The sequence below is a fragment of the Nocardiopsis exhalans genome, from assembly GCF_024134545.1.
GTDB classification, from domain to species: Bacteria; Actinomycetota; Actinomycetes; order Streptosporangiales; family Streptosporangiaceae; genus Nocardiopsis; species Nocardiopsis exhalans.
Map to the genome: position 1 here is coordinate 6,765,293 of NZ_CP099837.1, position 22,598 is coordinate 6,787,890.

General features: G+C 69.1%; 21 protein-coding genes, 2 tRNA genes and 1 pseudogene. 9 read left to right on the top strand and 15 right to left on the bottom strand.

The features are described 5' to 3' along the window. The first annotated feature begins 44 nt into the window (after nt 1–44). Nucleotides 45–2,681, top strand: coding sequence for a protein translocase subunit SecD (gene secD / locus NE857_RS29985; protein ID WP_254418658.1), 2,637 nt, complete (start codon nt 45–47; stop codon nt 2,679–2,681). 93 nt (nt 2,682–2,774) lie between these two features. Here secD and NE857_RS29990 read toward each other — a convergent pair whose 3' ends face one another. Further along, on the bottom strand, nt 2,775–3,437 hold the full coding sequence (locus NE857_RS29990) for an AIM24 family protein (RefSeq protein WP_254418659.1): 663 nt from the start codon (nt 3,435–3,437) through the stop codon (nt 2,775–2,777). 81 nt (nt 3,438–3,518) lie between these two features. After that, complete coding sequence (gene rsmI / locus NE857_RS29995; RefSeq protein ID WP_254418660.1) at nt 3,519–4,409, bottom strand: 16S rRNA (cytidine(1402)-2'-O)-methyltransferase; 891 nt, start codon at nt 4,407–4,409, stop codon at nt 3,519–3,521. 110 nt (nt 4,410–4,519) lie between these two features. Here rsmI and NE857_RS30000 point away from each other — a divergent pair, with 110 nt between their 5' ends. From NE857_RS30000 to NE857_RS30010, 3 genes are all read left to right on the top strand, one after another. Next, the gene (locus tag NE857_RS30000; protein WP_254418661.1) at nt 4,520–6,160 is read left to right on the top strand and encodes a dolichyl-phosphate-mannose--protein mannosyltransferase; all 1,641 of its coding nucleotides are present in this window, start codon (nt 4,520–4,522) and stop codon (nt 6,158–6,160) included. Nucleotides 6,161–6,533: 373 nt separating this feature from the next. After that, nucleotides 6,534–6,737 (top strand): cold-shock protein, encoded by a 204-nt coding sequence (locus tag NE857_RS30005; RefSeq protein ID WP_017543917.1) that lies wholly within the window; start codon nt 6,534–6,536, stop codon nt 6,735–6,737. 230 nt (nt 6,738–6,967) lie between these two features. Further along, a complete protein-coding gene (locus NE857_RS30010) occupies nt 6,968–7,279 on the top strand; it encodes a sec-independent translocase (protein ID WP_017582458.1) in 312 nt (103 codons plus the stop codon). 50 nt (nt 7,280–7,329) lie between these two features. Here NE857_RS30010 and NE857_RS30015 read toward each other — a convergent pair whose 3' ends face one another. From NE857_RS30015 to galU, 11 genes are all read right to left on the bottom strand, one after another. Further along, nucleotides 7,330–7,917: a hypothetical protein gene (locus tag NE857_RS30015; protein WP_254418662.1), complete on the bottom strand. Its 588-nt coding sequence runs from the start codon at nt 7,915–7,917 to the stop codon at nt 7,330–7,332. A gap of 938 nt (nt 7,918–8,855) precedes the next feature. Beyond that, entirely contained in the window at nt 8,856–9,275 is a 420-nt protein-coding gene (locus NE857_RS30020) for a hypothetical protein (RefSeq protein WP_254418663.1), read from the bottom strand. 125 nt (nt 9,276–9,400) lie between these two features. Beyond that, on the bottom strand, nt 9,401–9,814 hold the full coding sequence (locus NE857_RS30025; RefSeq protein WP_254418664.1) for a hypothetical protein: 414 nt from the start codon (nt 9,812–9,814) through the stop codon (nt 9,401–9,403). A 3-nt stretch (nt 9,815–9,817) separates the two neighbouring features. Beyond that, nucleotides 9,818–10,435 (bottom strand): TetR/AcrR family transcriptional regulator, encoded by a 618-nt coding sequence (locus NE857_RS30030; RefSeq protein WP_254418665.1) that lies wholly within the window; start codon nt 10,433–10,435, stop codon nt 9,818–9,820. 546 nt (nt 10,436–10,981) lie between these two features. After that, nucleotides 10,982–11,055 (bottom strand) — tRNA-Ala (locus NE857_RS30035). Nucleotides 11,056–11,113: 58 nt separating this feature from the next. Further along, nucleotides 11,114–11,791: a divisome protein SepX/GlpR gene (gene sepX, locus NE857_RS30040; RefSeq protein ID WP_254418666.1), complete on the bottom strand. Its 678-nt coding sequence runs from the start codon at nt 11,789–11,791 to the stop codon at nt 11,114–11,116. 404 nt (nt 11,792–12,195) lie between these two features. Then, nucleotides 12,196–12,915: a GNAT family N-acetyltransferase gene (locus tag NE857_RS30045; RefSeq protein WP_254418667.1), complete on the bottom strand. Its 720-nt coding sequence runs from the start codon at nt 12,913–12,915 to the stop codon at nt 12,196–12,198. 252 nt (nt 12,916–13,167) lie between these two features. Continuing rightward, the gene (locus NE857_RS30050; RefSeq protein ID WP_254422147.1) at nt 13,168–13,665 is read right to left on the bottom strand and encodes a MogA/MoaB family molybdenum cofactor biosynthesis protein; all 498 of its coding nucleotides are present in this window, start codon (nt 13,663–13,665) and stop codon (nt 13,168–13,170) included. Between the two features lie 61 nt (nt 13,666–13,726). Then, nucleotides 13,727–14,230 (bottom strand): cyclic pyranopterin monophosphate synthase MoaC, encoded by a 504-nt coding sequence (gene moaC, locus NE857_RS30055; RefSeq protein ID WP_017582450.1) that lies wholly within the window; start codon nt 14,228–14,230, stop codon nt 13,727–13,729. 142 nt (nt 14,231–14,372) lie between these two features. After that, complete coding sequence (gene glp / locus NE857_RS30060; protein WP_254422148.1) at nt 14,373–15,599, bottom strand: molybdotransferase-like divisome protein Glp; 1,227 nt, start codon at nt 15,597–15,599, stop codon at nt 14,373–14,375. 162 nt (nt 15,600–15,761) lie between these two features. Next, nucleotides 15,762–16,703, bottom strand: a complete 942-nt coding sequence (gene galU / locus NE857_RS30065; protein ID WP_254418668.1) for a UTP--glucose-1-phosphate uridylyltransferase GalU — start codon at nt 16,701–16,703, stop codon at nt 15,762–15,764. Nucleotides 16,704–16,890: 187 nt separating this feature from the next. On the opposite strand from galU, the gene NE857_RS30070 reads away from it, so the two are divergent. The 4 genes from NE857_RS30070 (at nt 16,891) to mscL (ending at nt 19,546) form a co-directional block, all read left to right on the top strand. After that, nucleotides 16,891–17,514 carry a 5-formyltetrahydrofolate cyclo-ligase gene (locus tag NE857_RS30070; RefSeq protein ID WP_254418669.1) on the top strand — a complete coding sequence of 208 codons (624 nt, stop codon included), beginning with the start codon at nt 16,891–16,893 and terminating at the stop codon, nt 17,512–17,514. Nucleotides 17,515–17,767: 253 nt separating this feature from the next. Continuing rightward, nucleotides 17,768–18,148, top strand: a complete 381-nt coding sequence (locus NE857_RS30075; protein WP_254418670.1) for an FmdB family zinc ribbon protein — start codon at nt 17,768–17,770, stop codon at nt 18,146–18,148. A gap of 194 nt (nt 18,149–18,342) precedes the next feature. Next, entirely contained in the window at nt 18,343–19,059 is a 717-nt protein-coding gene (locus NE857_RS30080) for a CpaB family protein (protein ID WP_254418671.1), read from the top strand. A 79-nt stretch (nt 19,060–19,138) separates the two neighbouring features. Continuing rightward, nucleotides 19,139–19,546, top strand: a complete 408-nt coding sequence (gene mscL / locus NE857_RS30085; RefSeq protein WP_254418672.1) for a large conductance mechanosensitive channel protein MscL — start codon at nt 19,139–19,141, stop codon at nt 19,544–19,546. 97 nt (nt 19,547–19,643) lie between these two features. Here mscL and NE857_RS30090 read toward each other — a convergent pair whose 3' ends face one another. Beyond that, nucleotides 19,644–20,699: a D-alanyl-D-alanine carboxypeptidase family protein gene (locus NE857_RS30090; RefSeq protein ID WP_254418673.1), complete on the bottom strand. Its 1,056-nt coding sequence runs from the start codon at nt 20,697–20,699 to the stop codon at nt 19,644–19,646. A 478-nt stretch (nt 20,700–21,177) separates the two neighbouring features. Between NE857_RS30090 and NE857_RS30095 the strand changes: the two genes are divergently transcribed. Beyond that, nucleotides 21,178–21,250 (top strand) — tRNA-Arg (locus tag NE857_RS30095). A 123-nt stretch (nt 21,251–21,373) separates the two neighbouring features. Here the strand turns inward: NE857_RS30095 and NE857_RS30100 are convergent. Continuing rightward, nucleotides 21,374–22,192: pseudogene (locus NE857_RS30100) on the bottom strand (HARBI1 family protein). Nucleotides 22,193–22,598: the final 406 nt, after the last annotated feature.

Consider the following 22,598-nt stretch of genomic DNA (forward strand, 5'->3'; position numbering starts at 1 on the left):
GGCACGCGACCGGTACCCACCATCCGCAGTGAGAGGTTCACCCCTTGTCCAGTCAAACGGGAGCCGGGGCGCGCTGGACACGCGCGCTCATCTCCCTTCTTGTCATTCTCGTCGCGTTCGGCGCGGCGTGGTTCATCCCACCGCGGCTGGGGCTCGACCTCAGCGGCGGTACGCAGATCGTCCTGGAGACCCAGGACGGCACCGACGGCACCGAGGCCAACTCGGAGAACACCGACAAGGTCGTCGAGGTGCTGCGCCAGCGCATCGACCGCCTCGGTGTGGCCGAGGCGACCATGTCGCGCTCCGGTGAGAACCGGATCATCGTCGAGCTCCCGGGCGTGCAGGACCCGGCGGAGGCCGCGCAGATCGTCGGCCAGACCGCCCAGCTGTCCTTCCACCCCGTGCTCGGTGTCGGCGACCCGGGCGGCCAGGGTGTGCAGGCCCCCGACTTCGCCAACCCGCCCGCGGACGAGGCCCGTGCTCCCGCCGACGGTGAGGACGGCGCCCCCGCGGAGGGCGAGGGCCAGCTCTCCCCGGACGAGCTGGACATGGAGGCGCTCCTCGAAGGCATGGGTGGCGACCAGGGCATGCCCCAGGCACCCGGCGGAGCCCCGGCGGAGAACCCCGCCGACGTCGCGATGACGCTGCCCGACGACGAGGGCCAGATGCTCCAGCTGGGCGAGGCCGCCATCCAGGGCGACCGCGTCTCCAGCGCCGACGCCGCGCTCGACAGCGTCAACCGCGCCTCCTGGGTCGTCAACGTCAGCTTCCGCGGCGAGGGCCGCGAGCAGTGGCGCGAGCTGACCGGCGAGGCCGCCTGCAACCCGATCGGTGACCCCAAGCGCCGCGTGGCGATCGTTCTGGACGGCCAGATCATCTCCTCCCCGCAGGTGACCGAGGAGACCGGCTGTGAGTCCGGTATGGCCGGCGGCCAGACCACCATCAGCGGCGCGAACTTCACCAGCGAGAGCGCCAACGAGCTCGCCGTCCTGATCGAGGGCGGCTCGCTGCCGCTGCCGGTCACCGAGGTGCAGCGCCAGACGGTCGGCCCGACCCTCGGTGCCGCCGCCATCCAGGCCAGCGCCATCGCCGCGGTCCTGGGTATCGCCTTCACCGCCCTGTACATCACGCTGGTGTACCGGCTCGTGGGCTTCCTGGCCTCGATCGCGCTGGCCTTCTACACCCTGATCGCCTACGGTGCGCTGGTCGCGCTGGGGGCCACACTCACCTTGCCGGGTCTGGCCGGTTTCGTGTTGGCGATCGGTATGGCCATCGACGCGAACGTGCTGATCTTCGAACGCGCGCGTGAGGAGTATCAGCGACAACAGAAGACGTACGAGGCGAACAAGTCCGCCGGGATGCAGGACGCCACCGACGCCGAGGCCGCCAGGCCCGAGACGGGCGCGTTGGCCCGCCGTCGCCGCCGTGCGATTCCGCCGAGCCTGGAGAAGGGTTTCGTCCAGGGAACGCAGAAGGCCTGGAGCGCGGTTCTCGACACCAACGTCACCACGTTCATCGCCGCCGGTCTGCTGTTCTTCTTCGCCTCCGGCACCGTGCAGGGCTTCGGCGTCACGCTGAGCATCGGTACCGTCGCCTCGATGATCTCCGCGCTGATCATCGCGCGCGTGTTGGTCGAGTGGGCCGTGCGCCGCGCGGTCATCAAGAAGCACCCCGCCATCACGGGTATCGGCAAGATCGGCCGGGTCCGCGCCTGGCTGGTGAAGAAGAACCCGCAGCTCATGGACTACCGCCGTGTCGGCCTCGTCGTCGCCGCACTGGTGGTGCTCACCGCCATCGCCGCCCCGTTCGTCCGGGACACCAACCTGGGTGTGGAGTTCACCGGCGGACGGGTCCTGGAGTACGAGATCACCGGCGACGAGCCCATCTCGGTGGACGAGGCGCGCTCGGTCATCTCCGGCCTGGACTTCGCGGGCTCGGACACGGCGGTGGTGCAGGAGGCCGGTGACGGCGACATCTCCGTGCGTACCGGCAACATCTCCGATCCGGAGGCAGCGGCCGTGGCCAACGCCCTGGACGAAGCGACCGGCGGTGTGGAGCTGGTCAGCGACGAGCTGATCGGCCCGAGCATGGGTGACGAGCTGCGCAACAAGGCCCTGATCGCCCTCGGTGCGGCCCTGGCCCTGCAGATGGTCTACCTGGCCTGGCGTTTCCGCTGGTCCTTCGGTGTCTCCACGATGTTGTCGCTGGCCTTCAACATGGTGCTGGTCATCGGCCTGTTCATCTGGCTGGGCAAGCCCATCGACGGTGTCTTCCTCGCCGCGATCCTGAGCGTCATCGGCTTCACTGTCAACGATACGGTGGTGGTCTTCGACAGGGTCCGGGACGAGTGGGCGAGGGACGACAAGTCCTCGTTCAAGGAAATCGCCAACCGGGCCGTGGTCAACACCCTGCCGCGTACGGTCAACACGACCGTCGGTGCGTTGATCATCCTGGGCTTCCTGACCTTCTTCGGCGGTTCATCGCTCCAGGACTTCTCCATCGCGATGCTGGTCGGTCTGACCACCGGTGTGATCTCCACGGTGTTCGTCGCGGTTCCGCTGGCGATCTGGCTGCAGAAGTGGGACAAGACGCCCGCTCCGCACGTGCTCAAGGAGCGCAAGGCCAAGCAGAAGGTGGCCGCCAAGGCCGCCCGCGACAACGACGACGGGGCCGTCGTCTAGACACCGCGTCCGTCAGAGCGAAACAGGGAGGGTCCCAGTCCGCGCGTGGTGCGCGGGCCGGGGCCCTCCCTCTGTTGGCGGAACTCCTACGGCTCAGCCGGCCTGTACGGGTGTCGGGGCGCCCTCCGAGGCCTGGACGAGCACGAAACCCTGCCCCTGCAAGGACAGCTGGAAAGCCTCGCCGCTGCCGCGCCCGATGAGGGCGCCAGCTTTGAAGGACCTGCGAATGCCGGTCTGCAGCGAGCTCGACCAGGCGACGGCGGCGTCGGTGTCCACGAAGGTGGGCTGGTCGACGTTGAGCAGCACGGGTGTTCCGTGGCAGGCGATCGCCAGCCGCCCCCGACCGGTGAAAACCGTGTTGAAAAGACCTCCCGCGGTCATCCCCGCGCCCTGGACCCGGCGGATGTCCCACTCCAGGGTCGGCTCGAAGGCCAGCACGTTCTCTCCGCTGACGGTCAGGGACTCCCCCTCCAGGTCGACCAGGTGCACGTCCCAGGCGTCCCGGGCCAGGAAGACGTCCCCCTGCCCGGACACCCGCATCAGGGGCAGGCCCTCCCCCGTGAAGGCCTTCTTGAAGAACTTCCCCACACTGCCCGCGCCCTGGTAGGAGAAGTCGATGTTCCCCTGGTAGGCGACCATGGAACCCTGCCGGGCGAAGAACTCGCCGTTCAGGCCCACTCTCAGCATCTTGTGGTTCTGCAGGTGCATGCCGGGCTGCTGGGTTTCCCGAGCCTGCTGGAAGAGTTCGCTGCGCATGGGGAGATCCTCGTTCCTGTCGCGGGTTGTTACCGGGTTCGACGCCCACGGAACGGAAAGGTTCCAGCGGTCGACGGACTGTTACTCGGCTTCCCCTGACCCCACCTCCACGACCCCGTGCACGAGGTCGTAGACACGGCGCTTGGGCACCCCGGTCTCCTTGGCGATCCGGACGATGGCCTCCTTTCGGCGCACTCCCTCGTCCTCCAGTCCGGCCACCGCGGCCACCAGGTCGGCGTCGCTGGTGCGCTCCGCCCTGGGGCGGGCGCCTTCCACGACCACCGAGATCTCACCGCGCACCCCCTCCGCGGCCCATCCGGCCAACTCGCCCAGACCGCCCCGGCGCACCTCCTCGTAGGTCTTGGTGAGCTCGCGGCACACCGCCGCCCGGCGGTCCGCGCCGAAGGCGGCGGCCATCGCCTCCAGGGTGGCGGCGATCCGGTGCGGGCTCTCGAAGAAGACCATCGTGCGGCGCTCGTCGGCGAGCTCGTCCAGATACCCCTTCAGGCCCTTGCGCGGCGGGAAGCCCTCGAAGCAGAATCGGTCCGTGGGCAGTCCGGAGACCACCAGGGCGGTGGTCACCGCCGACGGCCCCGGGATCGCGGTGACGGGGATCCCCTCGTTCGCGCAGGCCGCCGCCAGGCGGTAGCCGGGATCGGACACCCCGGGCATCCCGGCGTCGGTGACGACCAGGACCTCCTCGCCCCTCCTGAGGTCGCCGAGGAGCTCCTCGCCCCGGCGGGTCTCGTTCTGGTCGTAGTAAGAAACAATTCGGGCCCCGGACTCCCCGCCCAACCGGATGCCCGAACGCGAGGCGAACTGCTTCAACCGGCGGGTGTCCTCCGCCGCGATCACGCGCGCGCCCTCCAGGGCGTGCAGCAGCCGGGGCGGCGCGTCCTCCTGGTTCCCGATGGGCAACCCGGCCAGGACCAGCCTCCCGACCCGCTGCGTCCCATCCACAACCTCAACCACTGTGATCCCCGTCCTGTCGCGCTACGGTTGGCACTATCGCGCCACCCGAAACCCGGTTTCGCGGCCCGTCCGCAACGGACCCCATCTCTGACCCCAACCTACGAGCCGAGATGACCAGCACCGCACTTCACAGCGAGGCAGCGCCCTCGAACCCCCCGGCCGCGGCCCAGCCGCCGACACTCCGTTCCCGCCTCGCGCCCCGCCCGCCCAGCCCTTGGTGGTTGGGGTGGCTGGGCGCCGCCGTCGTCGCGCTCTTCGCCGGCGCGCTGAGGTTCTTCAACCTCAACCAGCCCGAACGCATCTACTTCGACGAGACCTACTACGCCACGGACGCCTACGCGCTCTGGAACTTCGGGTACGAGCACGACTCGCTGGACGACTCGGACCGGATGCTGAGTCAGGGCGACCCGAACATCTGGACCGGCGCGGGCGACTTCATCGTGCACCCGCCGGTCGGCAAGTGGATGATCGCGCTCGGCGACTGGCTGTACTCGATCATGCCCTTCGGTACGGCCGTGAGCCCCGAGGGCTGGCGGGTGGCCTCCGCCCTGGCCGGGATGATCTCCGTTCTCATCCTGGTCCGGCTCGCCACCCGGATGACCCGCTCGGTCCTGCTCGGCTGCACGGCCGGTCTCATCCTGGCGCTGGACGGCCTGCACTTCACGCTCAGCCGGATCGCCATGGTGGACATCTTCCTCACCCTGTGGATCCTGGCCGGGTTCACCTGCCTGGTGATCGACCGGGACAAGACTCGGGAACGGCTGGTCCGGCTCGGGGAGGCCGGGGTCAGCCTCACCACCGTCGGCTGGTTGGGGATGCGGTGGTGGCGGCTGGCCGCGGGGCTGTGCTTCGGCCTGGCGATCGGCACCAAGTGGTCGGCCCTGTTCTTCGTGGCCGCCTTCGGTCTGCTCACCGTGGCCTGGGACTACGGCGCCCGGCGCAGCGTCGGCCAGCAGCGCCCGTTCGGCCGCTGGCTCGGCTTCGACGCCGTTCCGGCGTTCGTGCAGACCGTGGTGGTGGCGGGGGTCGTCTACCTGGTCTCGTGGTCGGGCTGGCTCTTCACCCGGGGCGGCTACAACCGGGACTTCGCGGACGGTATGGCACCCGCGTGGCTGCCGAACTTCATGAGCGCCCCGATGGAGGCGCTGTGGAGTCTGGCGGACTACCACTCGCGGATGATGAACTTCCACTCCAATCTGTCCAGTGAGCACTCCTATATTTCGGCCCCGTGGGAATGGCTGATCATGCGCACCCCGGTGATGTTCCACTACGACGGCCAGGCCGTCGGGTGCGACACCGGGAACTGTGTGACCTCGGTGGTGTCGATCGGCACCCCGATCATCTGGTGGGTCAGCATCATCGCCGTGATCGTGATGTTCGGCTGGTGGGTCACCTTCCGCGACTGGCGCGCGGGCGCGGTGCTGCTCGCGGTCGCCGCGGGCTGGCTGCCCTGGTTCGCCTACCCGGACCGGCCCATGTTCCTGTTCTACGCGCTGCCGATCCTGCCCTTCCTTGTGCTGGCCATTGTGCTGATGCTGGGGCTGGTGATGGGCGCCGGCGAGGACAGCCCGCGTTTCGCTCCTTATCTGCGGGCGCTGGGCGGGGTGGTCTTCGGTGTGGTGGTGCTGCTGATCATCGCCCACTTCGCCTACCTCTACCCGGTGCTGTCGGCCTATCCGCTCCCGGAGGAGATCTGGCGGGACCGGCTCTGGTTCGACGTGTGGATCTACGGCCGGGACGCGTCGTCCTGACCCCCACGGCCTCTCCCGGGGCTTCTCGGGTTCTCTCTCGGGACCCGTGCCGGCACCTCTCCGGGGAACGGAGGAAATCCGTTCCCCGGAACACATCTCCATTAGTGGCAGAAGGGCTGGAAAGCAACAGTTTCGAGTAGCCGAAACAGGACACTCGGAGAGTTCGGATTCTGGCCGGAAAAGTCTCGGCAGATCGGCACTCCCCTGGTACTGTCTGCAACTGGTTGCTGTTGTTGTTTCCATGGATGCCCGAGGCGCCTCGCGGAACTTCACGTGGGCGCTTGTCGATTTGGGATTACCCTTCGTCGGTCCGGCGCCCGGCGACCCGGGACCAGCAGGGTGCGGTCCCGCCGTAGTCCCCAAGGGAGAGCACATGGCTCAGGGCACCGTGAAGTGGTTCAACTCTGAGAAGGGTTTCGGGTTCATCGCCGTCGAGGGTGGTCAGCCCGACGTGTTCGTGCACTACTCGGCGATCGCGGGTACCGGCTTCCGGAACCTGGAAGAGGACCAGAAGGTCGAGTTCGACATCATCCAGGGCCCCAAGGGCCCGCAGGCGGCGGACGTGCGCGCGGTCTGACCGTCATACGTGCGTTTCCCAGCCCTCCGCTCGCCGAGCGGGGGGCTGGTTCGCGTCCGGTCCCGACCGCGGCTCAGGCCCGGACCAGAGCCGTTCGAGGCCCGGTTCGGTGACGCGCGAGCGGCGCCCAGGCAGCGCTTCGGACACTGGGTGGGACACGGTTACCCAAGCCCGGCGATACCGGTTAACCTGCTCTAAGCCGGTCGGTACCCCAAGAGCGAGGATGGAACATGTTCGGCATCAGCGGAGGAGAGTTCATCCTCCTCCTCCTGCTCGCTCTGTTGATCTTCGGCCCCGACCAGCTCCCCAAGGCCGCCCAGCAGGTCGGCCGGGTCCTGCGCCAGCTCCGCACCATGGCCAACTCCGCCTCCAACGACATCAAGGAGGGGCTCGGCCCGGAGTACAAGGACTTCGACGTCCAGGACCTCAACCCCAAGCGCTTCATCCAGAAGCACTTCTGGGAAGAAGAGGACGAACCGGAGAAGAAGCCCGCCTCCCGGCTGAACGGGAAGCGCCCGCCCTTCGATGACGAGGCCACCTGAGCCCTCTTCCCCCGGTTTCCCTCATACGCACCTGACCTGCGGTGACGCTGTCATCCCACCAGCATCAGGAAGAACGCGCCCAGGGCGAGCAGGATCACCGCTCCGATGATGATCGCGGGCGAGCCGAAGGCCAGGAACAGCACCTCCACCGCCACCGCGCCGCCCAGGGCCGCGGCCGTCCAGGGCCACCGGGGCCTGGGCGCCCAGTCGTGGCGGCGTTCGCGCGCCGCGGCGATCAGGAACGCCAGCCCGATCAGCACCCAGAACACCAGGTGGGCACCGACCCGGACGGCGGGCTCGACGTAGTCGGCCATACCGCCGACGACCATGACGTAGAAGACGGTCCCCGTGCCCAGGCGCCAAAAGCCCCTGCTCCGCTCGGCCTGGATGGACTTGCTCCTGGCCCTGGTCGTGCGCCGGAACCGTTCGGCCGCCACGGGGTGCTCGCCCCGCCGGGCCGGGCCGGACCGGCCCGGCGGTCTCCCCTGCCCCGGCCCGGATTCGGGGGCCGGTTCGGAGGCCGGTTCGGAGGCCGGCTCAGGGGCCGGTCGCGGCATCGGCGGGCGGCCGTACCCGCCCTCCGGCTCGGGCTCCTCCGGGTACTCGTAGCCACCTGGGTACTGAGGGGAGTCGGACACGGCTGTTGCCGCCCCTTCACGGTCGGTCCGGACCTGGCTGTGCTGTTGTCGCAGCGGGCCCGCTGTCGTAACGGGCTCCTACCCGGTGGGGTCATCGGTCAAATCCCCGAGGCGCCCTCCGACTCGGCCGCGCCCCGTCCGGGCGTGAGGAAAGGGCCCGCCGACGAAGTCGAACGGGCCCTCCTGGTCGCCTGAGTTCTCGGAAGAACGGTCAGCGCGCGCTGGCTACCACCAGCTCCAGCCGTTGTTCTTGCGCGTGGCCTTCGCGTGCATGGTCATGGCATCCACCTTTCTTTCGATGTCTCCGGCCCATCCCGCAACTAAGATGTCCTATCCCGACAGGCTTCACAAGACCCGCCGTCGAATATTCGTCATCCCGTGGCCGCCCTTCGACCAAAGGTTGCATCGGGAACCCGAGAAAGTTCACCAAGGTCACTGTCGTCGCAGTTCAGGCAAGTTCCCATTACTCCACGCCAAACACACCATCCCCGGTGACCTGCAAAAACAAGACTGACGTGGAGCAAAATCACAGAACTCCGACATAACAGAGAGTGATCATATCGCTATTGTGGTTTGAGCGCTGGCGAAACAGCTCAAATCCCTGGCGCGAAGGCACCCCCGAGGCATGTTTCGACGTGACAGGGAGCCTCCCCGCGCGGACAAGTCCGTAGAAACCATCACAGAACCACGCTTCTCTGACGTATCACCACAAGACGTACAGTGACTCTGTGTGTTCACAAGGAAACTCGGAACCTCTGGGAAGTTCGTCCCCGCACCCCCAGAGGGGCCAATTTCGGACGCTCATTAAGGGCAGTACTGTTCAGTACCTTTCAGGACGCGCTCTTCTCACGCCCCCCGCAGGATCAGGCAACCGACCACAACGGACAGCACCAGGCAGAACAGTGCGACACCGACCTGGGTCATGTGCCACGACCAGGTCAGGGCCTCAACCTCACGCACGGCGCCGTCCGTCGAGAGGTGCCCGGAGGCGACCCGGCCCGCGTACTCGGCGGCCAGGATCGCTCCTCTGCGGCCATGACACCCGCCCCGCCCGCGCCGGAGACGACCCGTGCGACGTCCAGGGCGAGGCTCGAGGCGCTGAGTGCCGAGGCGGCGAGCCCGGCGGCGAAGAGCGCTGTGGACGCGAAAGCGAGGTTGCAGCCAACCACCACCCAGTGCGGAGGTGCACCCGAGGCGTCGAGGTCGGCGCCGATGTCGGGCAGTGCCACGGCGGTGCCCGAGATCGACATCGCCACGAGCACGACCCCGGCGAGGACCACCGGCAGGGTCAGCGGCGAGGGCCGGGCAGGCGCCACGGCGGAGGCGTTCCCGGGAGTTCCCGGGGGTGGGGTCTCCATGCGCTCTCTTTCTGCTTCGGGGAAGGAACGCACCCAAGAGGAACACCTCAACCAATATTGAGGCCAAGCCCGCAGAGCACCCACGCCATCACCGCAGGCCAGTGACGACCGGGGCGTCCGGAGCGTCAGCTGAGGGCCGCCCCGCCCACGATGAGCGCGACCCCGGCGGCGACCAGGCCGACGACCAGGCTCGCCGCGCCCAGGTAGATGAGGACCTTCAGGCGGTTCGGGGCCCGGGGGTCGCGGCCGACCACGGACAGGAAGAACCCGGCGGGCATCAGGATGGCCGCGACGAGCACCAGGTCGCCCAGCGAGCGCCCCCACTCCGGCACCGTCGGCTGGTCGAGCAGCAGGCGCACCACCAGGCCGAGGATCACCAGGACACCGGCGTGCGCGTGCCCGGCGCGGAAGTAGGAGCGCTGCAGCTCGTTGGCCGGGAAGGCGCCGTTGACCACTCGGAGCAGGAAGGTTCCCCCGTAGGCGATACCGACCACGGTGAGCAGGATGACCCCGGACGAGATGAGTGCTGCCGCTGACATGGCTTACTCCTGTGCTGGTTCGGTAGGGGGCCCCGAAGCTCCGAACAGAAGTCCGGCGCTGCGTCGGGTGATGGTGAGCAGGTCGGCGTCCCCGAGCAGGGCCCTGACCCCGGAGCTGTCCAGGTTCCCGGTGAGCGCCAGGGTGGCGATGCCGTGCACGATCCCCCACCCGGCCACCAGACCGGCGGCCGCGTCCTCCACCGGGCGCCCCTCCAGGGCCAGGGACTCCACTCCGGAGCTGAGCTCACCGAAGGCCGCGCTCCGGGCCGCGAAGAGCTCGGGATCGTTCTCGTCGAGCAGGGTCGGCGCGAACATCACCTGGAAATGGGCCGGGAACTCCGTGGCGAAGCGCACGTACTCGACCCCGGACTCCAGGAACCCGCCGTCCGACTCCCGGTTGGCCCGCAGCCGGTCGGCCAGTTCGGTGTAGCCCTCGGTGGCGAGCGCGTTCAGTACGCCCTCCCGGCTCCCGAAGTGGTACCTCGGAGCCGTGTGGCTCACCCCGAGGTCAGCCGCGAGCGAGCGCAGGCTGAAGGCGTAGGGGCCTTCCTGTTCGATGACCTCCGCGGCCCGCGCCAGAACGGCGGCCCGCAGGTTCCCGTGGTGGTATCCGTCTGCCATGCCGATAACTATACGCCGGAAAGTTTCCGATGTATAGATTCAGGGGGATGCAAGTGACGCCTTGTTTCACAGGAGTTCCGAAGCTTTCGCGGGTACGCTTGGCCCTACACCGGTCACCCCGCCGCAGGGGATAGACGCTTCGCCGGTGACACTCGGGGCTCCGGTCCGGACGACCGCCCGCACCAGGGAACAGCAGTACTCCGTCCGACGAGGACCAGAGCACTCAGGGAACACAGAAGGGCCCAGTTCGATGAACTGGGCCCTTCTACTGCTTCTTCGGGGAGCTCGGGCCCCCCGGGTGAAACGACGAAACGACCCCGCGAGGAGGCCGAAGGCCCCCGAGCAGAGTCGTCTCGGAGCCTGCGGGGGGCTCTGGGGGTCGCCCCCAGGTGAAACGACGAAACGACCCCGCGAGGAGGCCGAAGGCCCCCGAGCAGAGTCGTCTCGGAGCCTGCGGGGGGCTCTGGGGGTCGCCCCCAGGTGAAACGACGAAACGACCCCGCGAGGAGGCCGAAGGCCCCCGAGCAGAGTCGTCTCGGAGTGAAGTGGAGCTATGGGGATTTGAACCCCAGACCCCCTCGATGCGAACGAGGTGCGCTACCGGACTGCGCCATAGCCCCTGAAGACGAGTTAAACACTAGCAGGAAAGTTCGGATGGTCCGAACCGACTCCTCCCAGTCAGTCTCCGGCGGCCCTCAGACGGGCGTCCGCGTACTGGTCGTAGACCTGGCTGCGGCGCTCGATGAAGGCGATGACCTCGGCCTCCCGCTCGGCTTCGCGGGCCTCCTCCGCCTCGGCCCGGCGGGCCCGCAGGACGGCCCGTCGGCGCGCCCTGGCCTGGGCCTGGCGGAGCTCGGCGTCGGCCTTGGCGGCCTCGCGGAGCAGGGCCACGTGCCCGGCCAGCAGCAGGACCGGCGGCGCGATCACCCACCAGGGACCGAGACCGAAGGCGACCGCAACGACGGTGGCGACGTTCAGCAGGGTGAGCACGGTGGTGCGACGGCGCCGACGCGCGATGACACGGGACCGGGGCTCGCGGCTCGGGCGAGTGACCTGTTCCGCGGCGGAGCGGCTCCGCGGCGGAGCCTCCTCCTCGGCCGTGTGTTCGCCGCTGACGGCGGGACGGGTGATCACCTGGGTCTCAGTGAGATCCGGGTCGCCCGAGTCGCCTGAGAGGCCCTCCGCGCCGTGCTCGGACTCCACATCGGTCTCGTCGGCCTCGGGGGCCTCCGCCTCGTCGTCCTCACGACGGACGTCCTCGTGGACGGTGTCCACGGAGTCCTTCCGCAGCAGCATCGGGACGAGGACAATGAGCCAGACCACCACGATGGCCAGGTACAGAGGAGAGCTGCTCATCACCCCTCCTCACGATGACGGCCACTGAACGTTGGTCGACACCTCGTCGACACCGCCCCGCGTGTGGCTGGACGTACTCCCGGAAGTAGAGACGTCCTCCGGCTGGACATCGTTCCTGGCCCCCGTAGGACCCGGATCGATTCCCGTGCGCCATATCCACGCGTTGCCCGCATCGTCAATGCGTCTATGTTCCGCACGGTACGACCCCGTGTCCATAAATGCGCCACATTCCGACCGGAGTGTCGCAAGATTGTGGACCTTCAGTTTCGGTCGTCACACCCTCCCGCGCGAAAAACCAGGTCAGACACTGACTGCGGAGCGCAGTGCCAATTCAACGCAAAGTAATGAATCATTGTGCTTAAATCGATGTTTAAGCTCCGAACGCATCCGTGATGCTGCCATGTTCAGTTCGATCCCGGGTGCGGGCTCGCCGGATCGCGCGGATCACCGCCACCGTTCGGGTCCTGTGGCCCCAAACCGGAATCAGGGCCGGAACCACCCTCCTCGGACGGCCCGGAAGACGCTCCGTCGTACCAGCGACGCAGCACGCCCTGGGGGACCTCCTCCGCCGTGAGCGCGTAACAGATGTGGTCCCGCCAGGCCCCGTCGATGTGGAGCTGGCGTCTGCGCACCCCCTCGTCCCGGAATCCGAGCTTGGTGACCACGCGTCTGCTGGCACGGTTCTCGGGGCGGATGTTGGCCTCGATCCGGTGGAGTCCCACGGTGAAGAAGGAGTGGTCGACCGCCAGGGCGACCGCGGTCGGGGTGATCCCGCGCCCCGCGTAGGCGCTGTCGACCCAGTACCCGACCTGCGCGGACCTGGCCGAACCCCACACGATGGCGCCGACGGTGAGCTGACCGACGAAGCGGCCCTCGTAGGTGATCGACCACGGCATCGACAGCCCCTGCCGGGACTCTCGGCGGATCGCCTGGATCATCGCGACGTAGGGCGTGAGCCCGGTGGTCCGCAGCGGCATCTCGGGATACGTGGGCTCCCAGGGCCGCAGCCACTCGGCGTTGCGGGCCCGGGTGTCCCGCAGCACGGGGGCGTCGCGAAGGCGCAGAGGGCGAAGCGCGATCGGCCCCTCCTGAAGGGTGACGGGCCACCTCTGCCTGCGATTCACGTCCGTCCTTCCCAGGCCCTCGGGACCGCCCAGCGCGGTCGCGGCACCGGCCTTCGTGCGCGCGGTGCGCCCGTTGTCGGTGACGTGTCCCAGTATTCCACTCCGCGGACGTGAGGTGGCGGGCGTCACCCCCACCACACGAGAATCGGATGATTCCAAACTCCATTCACTCCTGCACCGAAAACCGACACAAGGTCAAGGAATTCTCTGTCTCCGGAATGCCCGGGATGTGATTCCGGTCATTCTTCGGTGTCATTCGGGTCGAGGGTGGTCCCCGCCTCGGAGCTGGTCGATCGCGTGGCCCAGAACCGGCTCCAGCACGGCCATCCCGTCACGCGCACCGCCTCTGGAACCGGGCAGGTTGACCACCAGCGCGCGGTGTCCGAAACGTTCGGCGATCCCGGCCAGCCCTCGGGAGAGGATCGCCGTGGGCACGCCCTTGTCCCGGCCCGCCGCGCGCAGCGCCTCCGGGATCCCGGGGATCTCCCGGATGAGCAGTGGGCGCGTCGCCTCGGGGGTGAGGTCCTGCGGGGTGAGCCCGGTGCCCCCTGTGGTCAGCACCGCGTCCACCCGCTCGGCCAGGGCCCGTTCGATGGCCTCGGCCACCGGCTCGCCGTCCGGCACCACCCAGGGGCCGACGACGGCGAAGCCCATGGCCTGGAGCCGCTCGACGATCACCGGACCGGAGCGGTCCGGGTAGACCCCGGCGGCCGCCCGGTTGGAGGCGGTCACCACCGCGACCCGGCGCACCGGTTCACCCGGCCCCGGCCCAGCCGAGCCCGCACCCTTCGGACCGGGCTCGCCCGCGGGCTCACTCACCGCGCCTCCAGTGGCCCTTCTTGCCGCCGGTCTTCTCCTCCACCCGCACCCGGGTGACCTCGGCCTCGGGGTCGAGCGCCTTGACCATGTCGACCAGCCCGAGAGCAGCCGTCATGACGCAGGTGAGCGCCTCCATCTCGACCCCGGTGCGGTCCGCGGTGCGCACCGTGGCGCTGATGTCCACGCCGTCGTCCACGACGGTCAGGTCCACGTCCACCCCGTGCACGGCGATCGGGTGGCACAGCGGCACGAGGTCGGGGGTGCGCTTGGCCCCCTGGATCCCGGCGATCCGGGCGACCGCGAGGGCATCGCCCTTGGGGACCTCGCCGTCGCGCAGGGCGGCGACGGTCACCGGGGAGAGCAGGACCCGACCCGTGGCCGTGGCGGTGCGGGCGCTGACGGTCTTGCCGGAGACGTCCACCATGCGCGCGGCGCCGGACTCGTCGAGGTGCGTGAGACCGGAAGGGTGGGACTCCGGCTGTGGGGTGTCGGTCATCTTCGTGCTGCCACTCATCGTCTTGTCAGGGTTCGTCTTGTCTGGGCGGACTCGCGGCTCACCGGTACGGCCGACCGCGGGGACACGGGGTGAGGTGTCCCACGAAGACCGTACTCCCACGCTGCGACAGTGCGCCCGCCGGTCAGCGATCGGGCAGGACCAGAACCTCCGCCAGGGCACCCGCCGGGAGCTCGGTGACCTCCTCCGGCACGACCAGGAGCCCGTTGGCGTCGGCCAGGGCCGACAGCTGGTGCGAGCCCTGCCGCACCGCCGGGGCGACCGTGGGGACCTCGTCGCCGGCGGCGGGACCCGCCAGCACGGCGCGCAGGTAGGAACGGCGGCCCTGGGGCGAGCTGACCGGCGTGGTCAGCCGGGCGCGCACGCTCGGGAGCGGGTTCGGCTGCAGGCCGCGGAGTCTGCGCAGGAGCGGCCGGACGAACAGGTGGAACGACACGAACGCGCTGACCGGGTTGCCCGGGAGAGTGAGGATCGGGGTCTTGTCCGGACCGATGGTTCCGAACCCCTGGGGCTTGCCCGGCTGCATGGCCACCTGGGTGAACTCCACGGTGCCCTGCCGGGTCAGCACCTCCTTGACCACGTCGTAGACGCCCATGCTCACGCCGCCGGTGGTGACGACGACGTCGGCGCGGACCAGGAGGCCCTCGAGGGTGTCCCAGACGGTGGCCGGGTCGTCGCCGACGAACCCGTGGCGGTGGACCTCGCAGCCCTCGTCCCTGGCCGCGGCGGCGATCATGTAGCTGTTGGACTCGTAGATCTGGCCCGGCCCGAGGGGGCGCCCCGGTTCGACCAGCTCCTCGCCGGTGGAGAGCACCACCACCCGCGGGCGGGGGCGGACCGGGACCGAGCGCCGCCCGACCGCGGCCAGGACACCCATCTCACCGGCGCCGATCCGGACCCCGGCGCGCAGCACCGTCGCACCCTCCTCGACGTCCTCGCCCCGGCGGCGGACGAAACTGCCCGGCCGGGTGGGGCGGTCGATACGCACGTCGACCGCGCCGCCGTCGGTCCACTCCACGGGGACGACGGCGTCGGCGCCGGTGGGCATCGGTGCGCCGGTCATGATCCGGGCACACAGGCCGGGCCGGATCGCGGCGGGGTCGGGATCGCCCGCCGGGATGTCCGCCACCACGGGCAGGCTGACCGGGGCCTCGGCGCTGGCCCCGGCCAGGTCGGCCGCGTGGACGGCGTACCCGTCCATGGAGGAGTTGTCGAAGCCGGGCAGGGACACCGGGGAGACGATCGGCGCGGCGAGCACCGTCCCCTGTGCCTTGAGCAGGTCCAACTCGGTCGCTTCGAGGGTGGTGACCAACCCCAGAAGATCGGAGATGTGCTGTTCGACGCTCTTCATGAGGACCTTCCGGATCGTGTACACGCTGGGAGCGGCCCACCCGTCACGGGAGGGTTCTCCGGTCCCATTGTGACCACCCCCGGAGCAGACGTCCCGGATCCGCCCGCCGGTGTCCGGCCCGGGGACGCTCCCCGGCGCCGGGCCCGTACCCCGCCGGCCGGGTCAGACCCGGGCCCGCTCCTGCCGCTCCACGAAGTCGCGCAGCCAGGGCAGGAGCTCGTCTGCGAGGTCCGGCCGGCGGCAGGCGAACTCGACCACGGTGCGGATGTAGTCGGCCTTGTTACCGGTGTCGTAGCGGTTGCCGCGCAGCAGGACCCCACGTACGCCCCCGCCCTCATCGGGGCTGGTGCGGGCCAGTTCCTTGAGTGCGTCGGTCAACTGGATCTCGCCGCCCCGGCCGGGCGGGGTGCGGTGCAGGACCGGGAAGACCGCCGGGTCGCACACGTAGCGGCCGATGATCGCCCACCGGCTCGGGGCCTGCTCCGGGGAGGGCTTCTCGACCAGGTCGGTGACGGTGACGACGTCGTCCTCACCGGTGGTCTCCACGGCGGCGCAGCCGTAGAGGGAGACCTGTTCCGGCTCCACCTCCATGAGCGCGACGACGCTGCCGCCGTGGTTCTCGCGGACCTCGATCATGCGACGGAGCAGGTCCGCGGACTCGATGAGGTCGTCGCCGAGGAGTACCGCGAAGGGGTTGTCGCCCACGTGCGCCTGCGCGCACAGCACCGCGTGCCCCAGGCCGCGCGGCTCGCCCTGGCGGACGTAGTGGACCTGGGCGAGGTCGCTGGACTCACGGACCGACCTGAGCTTGCCCTCCTCGCCCTTGGCCGCCAGGGCCTCCTCGAGCTCGTAGGCACGGTCGAAGTGGTCCTCGATGGAGCGTTTGCTGCGCCCGGTGATCATCAGCAGATCATGGAGCCCGGCCTCGACGGCCTCCTCCACGACGTACTGGATCGCGGGCTTGTCCACGATCGGCAGCATCTCCTTGGGGGTGGCCTTGGTGGCGGGCAGGAACCGGGTGCCCAGTCCCGCCGCCGGCACGACCGCTTTGGTCACGGAGGCGGTGTCGGCACGGGGTCGTGTCTGGTCGGTGTCGGCGCTCATGAACGGCACTTTAGGACAGAGAACGCTCGTTACGTGGCCCGATGGCTTTCCGTGGCTGAGAAGTACCCGCCGTTTCGGGCGAAGGCGTGGAAATCGCCACCGTCCGTTCACCCCTGGGGGAACCAGCGGCCACCGTTCCGGTGCGCGGCGGGGAGCACCCCGCGATCCGGGTGCCAGACTTGATCGCATGGGTGACACGAACGACCGGAGCCGGTCCGCCAAGCGCGAGCTGCGCAGGAGCCTCCTCGCCAGGAGGCGGGAGCGGAGCGCGCCGGAACGCGACCGCGCGGGTTCGGCGGTCCGCGACACCCTCATGGAGCTGCCGTGGCTGGCTATGGGCGGGACCGTGGCCGGCTACTACTCCGTGGGCGGCGAGCCCGACACCCGCAGGCTGGTGAACGCCCTGTGGAAGCGGGGCACGTACGTCCTCCTCCCGATCTTCCTCCCCGACGGCACACTCGACTGGGCGGCCTTCGACGGCCCCGACAGCCTCGCACCCGCCGGGCACGGGCTGGTCGAGCCCACCGGCCACCGCTACGGGCCCGAGGTGCTGGGCCGCGCGGACGCGGTGATCTGCCCGGCCCTGGCCGTGGACCGGCGGGGGAACCGGATGGGGCGCGGTGCGGGCTGCTACGACCGCGCGCTCGCCCACAAGGGCCCGCACACACCCGCGATCGCCGTGGTCCACGACGACGAGTTCGTCGAGGACCTGCCGGCCGAACCGCACGACCGCCCCGTGGACGCGGTGGTCACCCCGGGCGGCGGGCTCCACGTGTTCGAACCGGCGGCGGTGGTCTGGCCCGGACAGTGACCGGGGGACCGGTCGTGACCGGGGAAGAGCCGGGGAGTGGCGGAGAAGGACAGGGGATTAAGGGGACCGGTCCGAGCGTTATGGCTGGCGGTCGTGTCCCGTACAGGTCCGCGTCCCGACACCCCGCCCAGGAGATCCCGCCCCCTCGGGCGCCCGTGGCCGAAGCGGTGAGGGGCTGTCGCGGCTGTGGTCGGCGAACGCGTACTATTTAGCAGTCAACGGGTGTGAGTGCCAGCAAGGAGGACCCGGAACAGTGCCTACGTACCAGTACGCGTGCACCGAGTGCGACGCTCAGATGGAGGTCGTGCAGAGCTTCAGCGACGACTCGCTGACGGTCTGCCCCGAGTGCGAGGGACGCCTGCGCAAGGTGTACTCCGCGGTCGGCATCGTCTTCAAGGGTTCGGGCTTCTACCGCACGGACAGCGGGAAGACCACCACGAACAGCTCCGCGCTGACCGGCTCCAACTCCGCCGACAGCGGCTCCGAGGGCAAGTCCGGCGGCACCGCCGACTCCGCCAAGTCCGCCTCGGACTCCGGCGGCGGCGCCCCCGCCGCCGCCAGCACCGGTGGCAGCGACAGTTCGAGCAGCAAGAGCACCAGCGGCAGCACCGCCGCGACCAGCACCAGCAGCTGAGCCACCGCACCGTTGACCGTGGCCGCGCCGCCGAGACCCCTCGGCGGCGCTTCTGTTTTTCCGGGCCCTGACTCTTCCGGGCCTGGAACCGGGACCGCGGGTCTGTCTTTTTCGGGCCCTGGACCGGGGCCGCGGCGAAACCGACCCTGTGGACAACCCTTCCGAGCGCCTCCGGCCGACCTAGCGTTGGAGGCATGGACAAAGCCCCACCCCCTTACCGGCACCGGCGCGGCCCGCTCCGCCTGCTGGACCGGTACCGGCGCGCCGTCGCCGCGGTCCTGGCCGCCCTGGCCGCGATCAGCGCCGTCCTGGTCCTACGCCCTCCCCCCGAACCCGGTACCGAGGTCCTGGTCGCCGCACGGGACCTGGACGCCGCCTCTCCGCTGTCCGGGGACGACCTCACCTCCCTCCTCCTGCCGGACCGCGTCGTCCCGGACGGCGCGCTGAGACCGAAGACGACCGCACCGGAAGCGGATTCGGCGGGCGAGGCGGCGCTGTCCCCGCCCCCAGGCCCTGTCGGGCTCCTGTTGAACGCACCCGTCCGCCGAGGCGAGGTGCTCACCGACGCCCGGCTGAGCGACCCACCGGCCCTGCCCTACGGTCCGGACCTGGTGGCGGTCCCGGTCCGGGTGGCCGATCCGGGGGCGGTGGGGCTGCTCGCCCCCGGCAGCCGGGTGGACGTGCTGGCCGCCACCGGCCCCGGAGACCTCGGCGGCCTCGGCGGCCCGCCCGCCCGGGCCGGACCCGCCGTCGAGGTGGTCGGTGACTGTCCCGTGCTCGCGGTACCGGCGGAGGACGACCGGGGCGGGGAGGGCGGTGCGCTGGTCCTCATCGCCGCGACACCCGAGGAGGCCAGGGCCCTGGCCGGGCACGCGACCACTTCACGACTGTCCGTCACCATCCGCGGTTGACCGATGACCAAAGGTGGTGAAAGCTGTCCGGGCGCCTGTCAGGGCACATCCGTCACTCACGAACACGTAGGGCAGTTCCATGGAAGGCTTCAAGAAGTTCCTGCTCCAGGGCAACCTGGTGCAGCTGGCCGTCGCGGTTGTCATCGGCTCCGTCTTCGCCAGTCTCATCACGGCGTTCACCGAAGGGTTCATCACCCCGCTCCTCGGCATCTTCGGGGGCGTCCCCGCCTTCGGGGACCTCTACTTCGAGATCAACGAAAGCCGGTTCCTGTACGGCTCCTTCGTGGACGCCCTGATCTCCTTCCTGATCACCGCCGCGATCCTCTACTTCTTCGTGGTCCTGCCCCTGGGCAAGCTGATGGAGAAGTTCATCAAGGCCGAGGAGGCCACCACCCGGGCTTGCCCCTACTGCTACACGGACATCAACAAGAAGGCCAGCAAGTGCGCCCACTGCACCAGCGAGGTCACCCCGGAGGTCGCGGCCTAGACCGCGCCCGGCACCCGGGCCCCTTCGCCCGGATACACGTGAGGGCGGCCCCGCGGGGCCGCCCTCCGGGCTCTGACAGTGCCGGTCCGGCGTCCGGTCAGCCCTCGTACTCCCAGTGCCAGGGTTCGAAGGGACTGGACTTCGCCCAGGCCGGGTGGATCCAGTCGTACCGGGCCCCGTTCTCCTCCATCCAGTTCCACCGCTCCGAACGGAAGTCCTGGATACCGCAGCCGAGGTCGATCGCCTGGCCCAGCCCGTGGTTACTCGTGCCGGGGACCGCGGCGAAGCCGGGTGCCACCTGGCCGTACACGCGGTGCTGGTTGGGCAGGTCGCGGTAGGCGCTGGTGATGCACATGTTCTCGCCGAACCGCTCGACGTACTCCACGTTCAGCTCAAGGAACGCGACAGCGGCGTCGGCCCGCAGGAACTTGCCGTCGTCGTAGAGCTCGCAGAGGGCCTCCTGCGGCAGCAGACCGTTGGGGTAGCCGCTCGCGTTCGCCGCGGCGCTCGGGTCGCAGTCGGCGGCCAGCATGTAGGTGTCGGGGTCCAGGCCCCGGGCCTCCAGCTCCTCGGTGAGCTCGTTCGTGCTCGCCTCGGACTGGGCGCGCAGCGCCTCCACCTCGGCCGCGAGTTCAGCCTGTTCCAGCTGGGTGAAGGTCTGCAGCTCCTGGGCCTCACTGGCCAGCCCCACCTGCTCCTCGCGCAGATCGGTGGCGTCCTGGATGAGTGCCTGGTTGTCCTCGGACAGTTTGGCGGCGTAGGACTGCGTCTGGAGGTCCTCGTCGAGGTCGCCCGCCGCGAGGATGCCGAGGACACCGGCGTCGGGCTGCTGGTACATGGTGCTGGCCAGCCGGGCGAGCGGTTCTCGCATGTCGCCGAGGTCGCCCTCGATCTGCTGGAGCTCGTGGAGGGTTCCGATCAACTCCTCCTGCGCCTCCTCCAGGGCGTCCTGACGCTCGACGAACTCGTCGGTCGCCGTCTCCAGGGCTTCGGCGGCCTCCTCCGCGCGTTCGCGAAGGTCCGCAAGGCTCGCCTCAGCCGGCGCTGGGGCGATCACCGCCTGCGCTGGCACAACCAGCAGGGACGTGACCAACGTGAGCGTCAGCGCCTGCGCGATCCGGAGCCGATGGCGCGCTCCCAGCGCGGTCAGCACCCCGCTACCCGATACGCGAGACCTCCGCCGCGCCGACTCAGAAATGAACGGCACGAATGATCCTCCGGCTGCATTTTCCTCGAACACCTACCCGTGGCCGCAAGGCAACGTACTACATGTCCACATGCGGACACAGTGGACCGTACGGCACGACGGCCGAATCTCGGGACGGTTGACTCCCGCCCTCCCGGCCGTCTCACCCGGCCTTCGACAGAAAGCCTGGTCAACGGGGCGTCGATGCGACTCGTACCCATCCGCCAACAGTGACCGAAGCATGCAAGTAGCCATAATCGCGACACGCGACATGAACAACATCACACCATCACCAGGACAACCAATCGTAGGTCAGCGTACTCCGCCGCGCACGCAGAGCGCCTCGTCGGCGCCCGGGCAACACCAATACGCACCCCATGCACCCCCATCCTGGGTTAGGCTTGGCCCCACGGCCGGGTAACATCCGGCCCATGGCAACACCCATGGCTCCATAGCTCAGGGGATAGAGCACCGCTCTCCTAAAGCGGGTGTCGCAGGTTCGAATCCTGCTGGGGCCGCCCCTGTGACCTGGGGTTTCTCTGGAAAGAGAGACCCCAGGCCGATCGCCTGGTCTCAAATTTCTGGTCATCCCCATAGAGAGCCTTTCCGGGTAACGGTTTGTGACCGTGGGTGGGTATCGGTCAGGTGGTGCGGTCGTGTTCGAGCTGGAGCAGGACCAGTGCGGCGAGGGTGATCGCGCCGATGCGCCAGGGATCAAGGCTCACCCGCCGTAGTGCTTTGAAGGTGGTCTTGAGCAGGGAGTTGGCGCGTTCTGCGACCCCGTGCACTCCACGGATCAGCTGGTTGTAGGCCTTCTGATCACCGGTCAGCTCCTGACCTGCGCGTTTTTTCACCGGATGCCGGATGGCAGGGCTGAGGTTCTCATAGCCCAGGTCGGTGAGGGTGAGCAGACCCTGGTCGGTGGCCACCTTCTCCAGCGCGGGCGGCAAGTCGGTTTCGGCTTTGGCTCAGGTGGTGTCGTGCTCACGCCCAGGCCGGACCTGCGAGGTCCACAGCGGCCATCCGTCCGGGGTCGAGAGCACCTGGACGTTGCCGCCGTGGTGTTTGTGCTTGCCCGACCACCAAAGGCCAGCCCCGTTGGGGCCCGGGGTGGACACCCGGTCGGTGCGCGCTACGGTCCCGTCCAGGTTCAGGTGACTCAGTCCGGCCTCCCTGGCCTGGATGAGGGCATGTTCCAGGTCTGGGGCGTGTGCGGCCAGGACGTCGATGCCCTCGTACAGGTAGGTGTAGACCGTGCTGGTGCTAATGGCGTTGTCGGTGGCCAGTTGAGCGGGGCGGGTGCCGTCGAGGAACCAGCGCAGGACGAGCACGGCCTGTTTGAAGGGTCCCAGCGCCCGGGTGCCGCTTCGGGTACCGAGGGTGCGCCGGTGGGCGGCCAGCTGCCGGGAGACGAACTCGGCGGTTGGGCGGTCGACATCGAGCACACAGGTGTAGGTCATGTGGGACAAGCGAGGCCTCTGGTTCGGTCGGTGATACGTCGCAATATCACCTGTACCAGGGGCTTCGTTGCTGTCCGGGGCTGGGTTGGGGTTGATCTTCTCAGGTTCCCCACCCCAACGACCGTCACTGTGAGTGAGCCATGCTTACTCAGAAAGGCTCACTGAAGAGCGATGACACCGGACCGCCCCCGTCTCGGGTCGAGTTTGGAACCGTTCTCCGGGAGGGTGTTTTTCCGTGAGTGCTCCGGTAAATTATTCTGCGAAGCACCTGACCCGGATATGTCTGATTTCTAATCAAAACCCAGCCTCGAGGGAAACTCTCCACGATCGCAGTTTTTGATTCGGCCGCTGCGGCGCATTCTATCCGCTCTCTCTATTTTTCTTTCGAGATAGTTATTCATCCCCG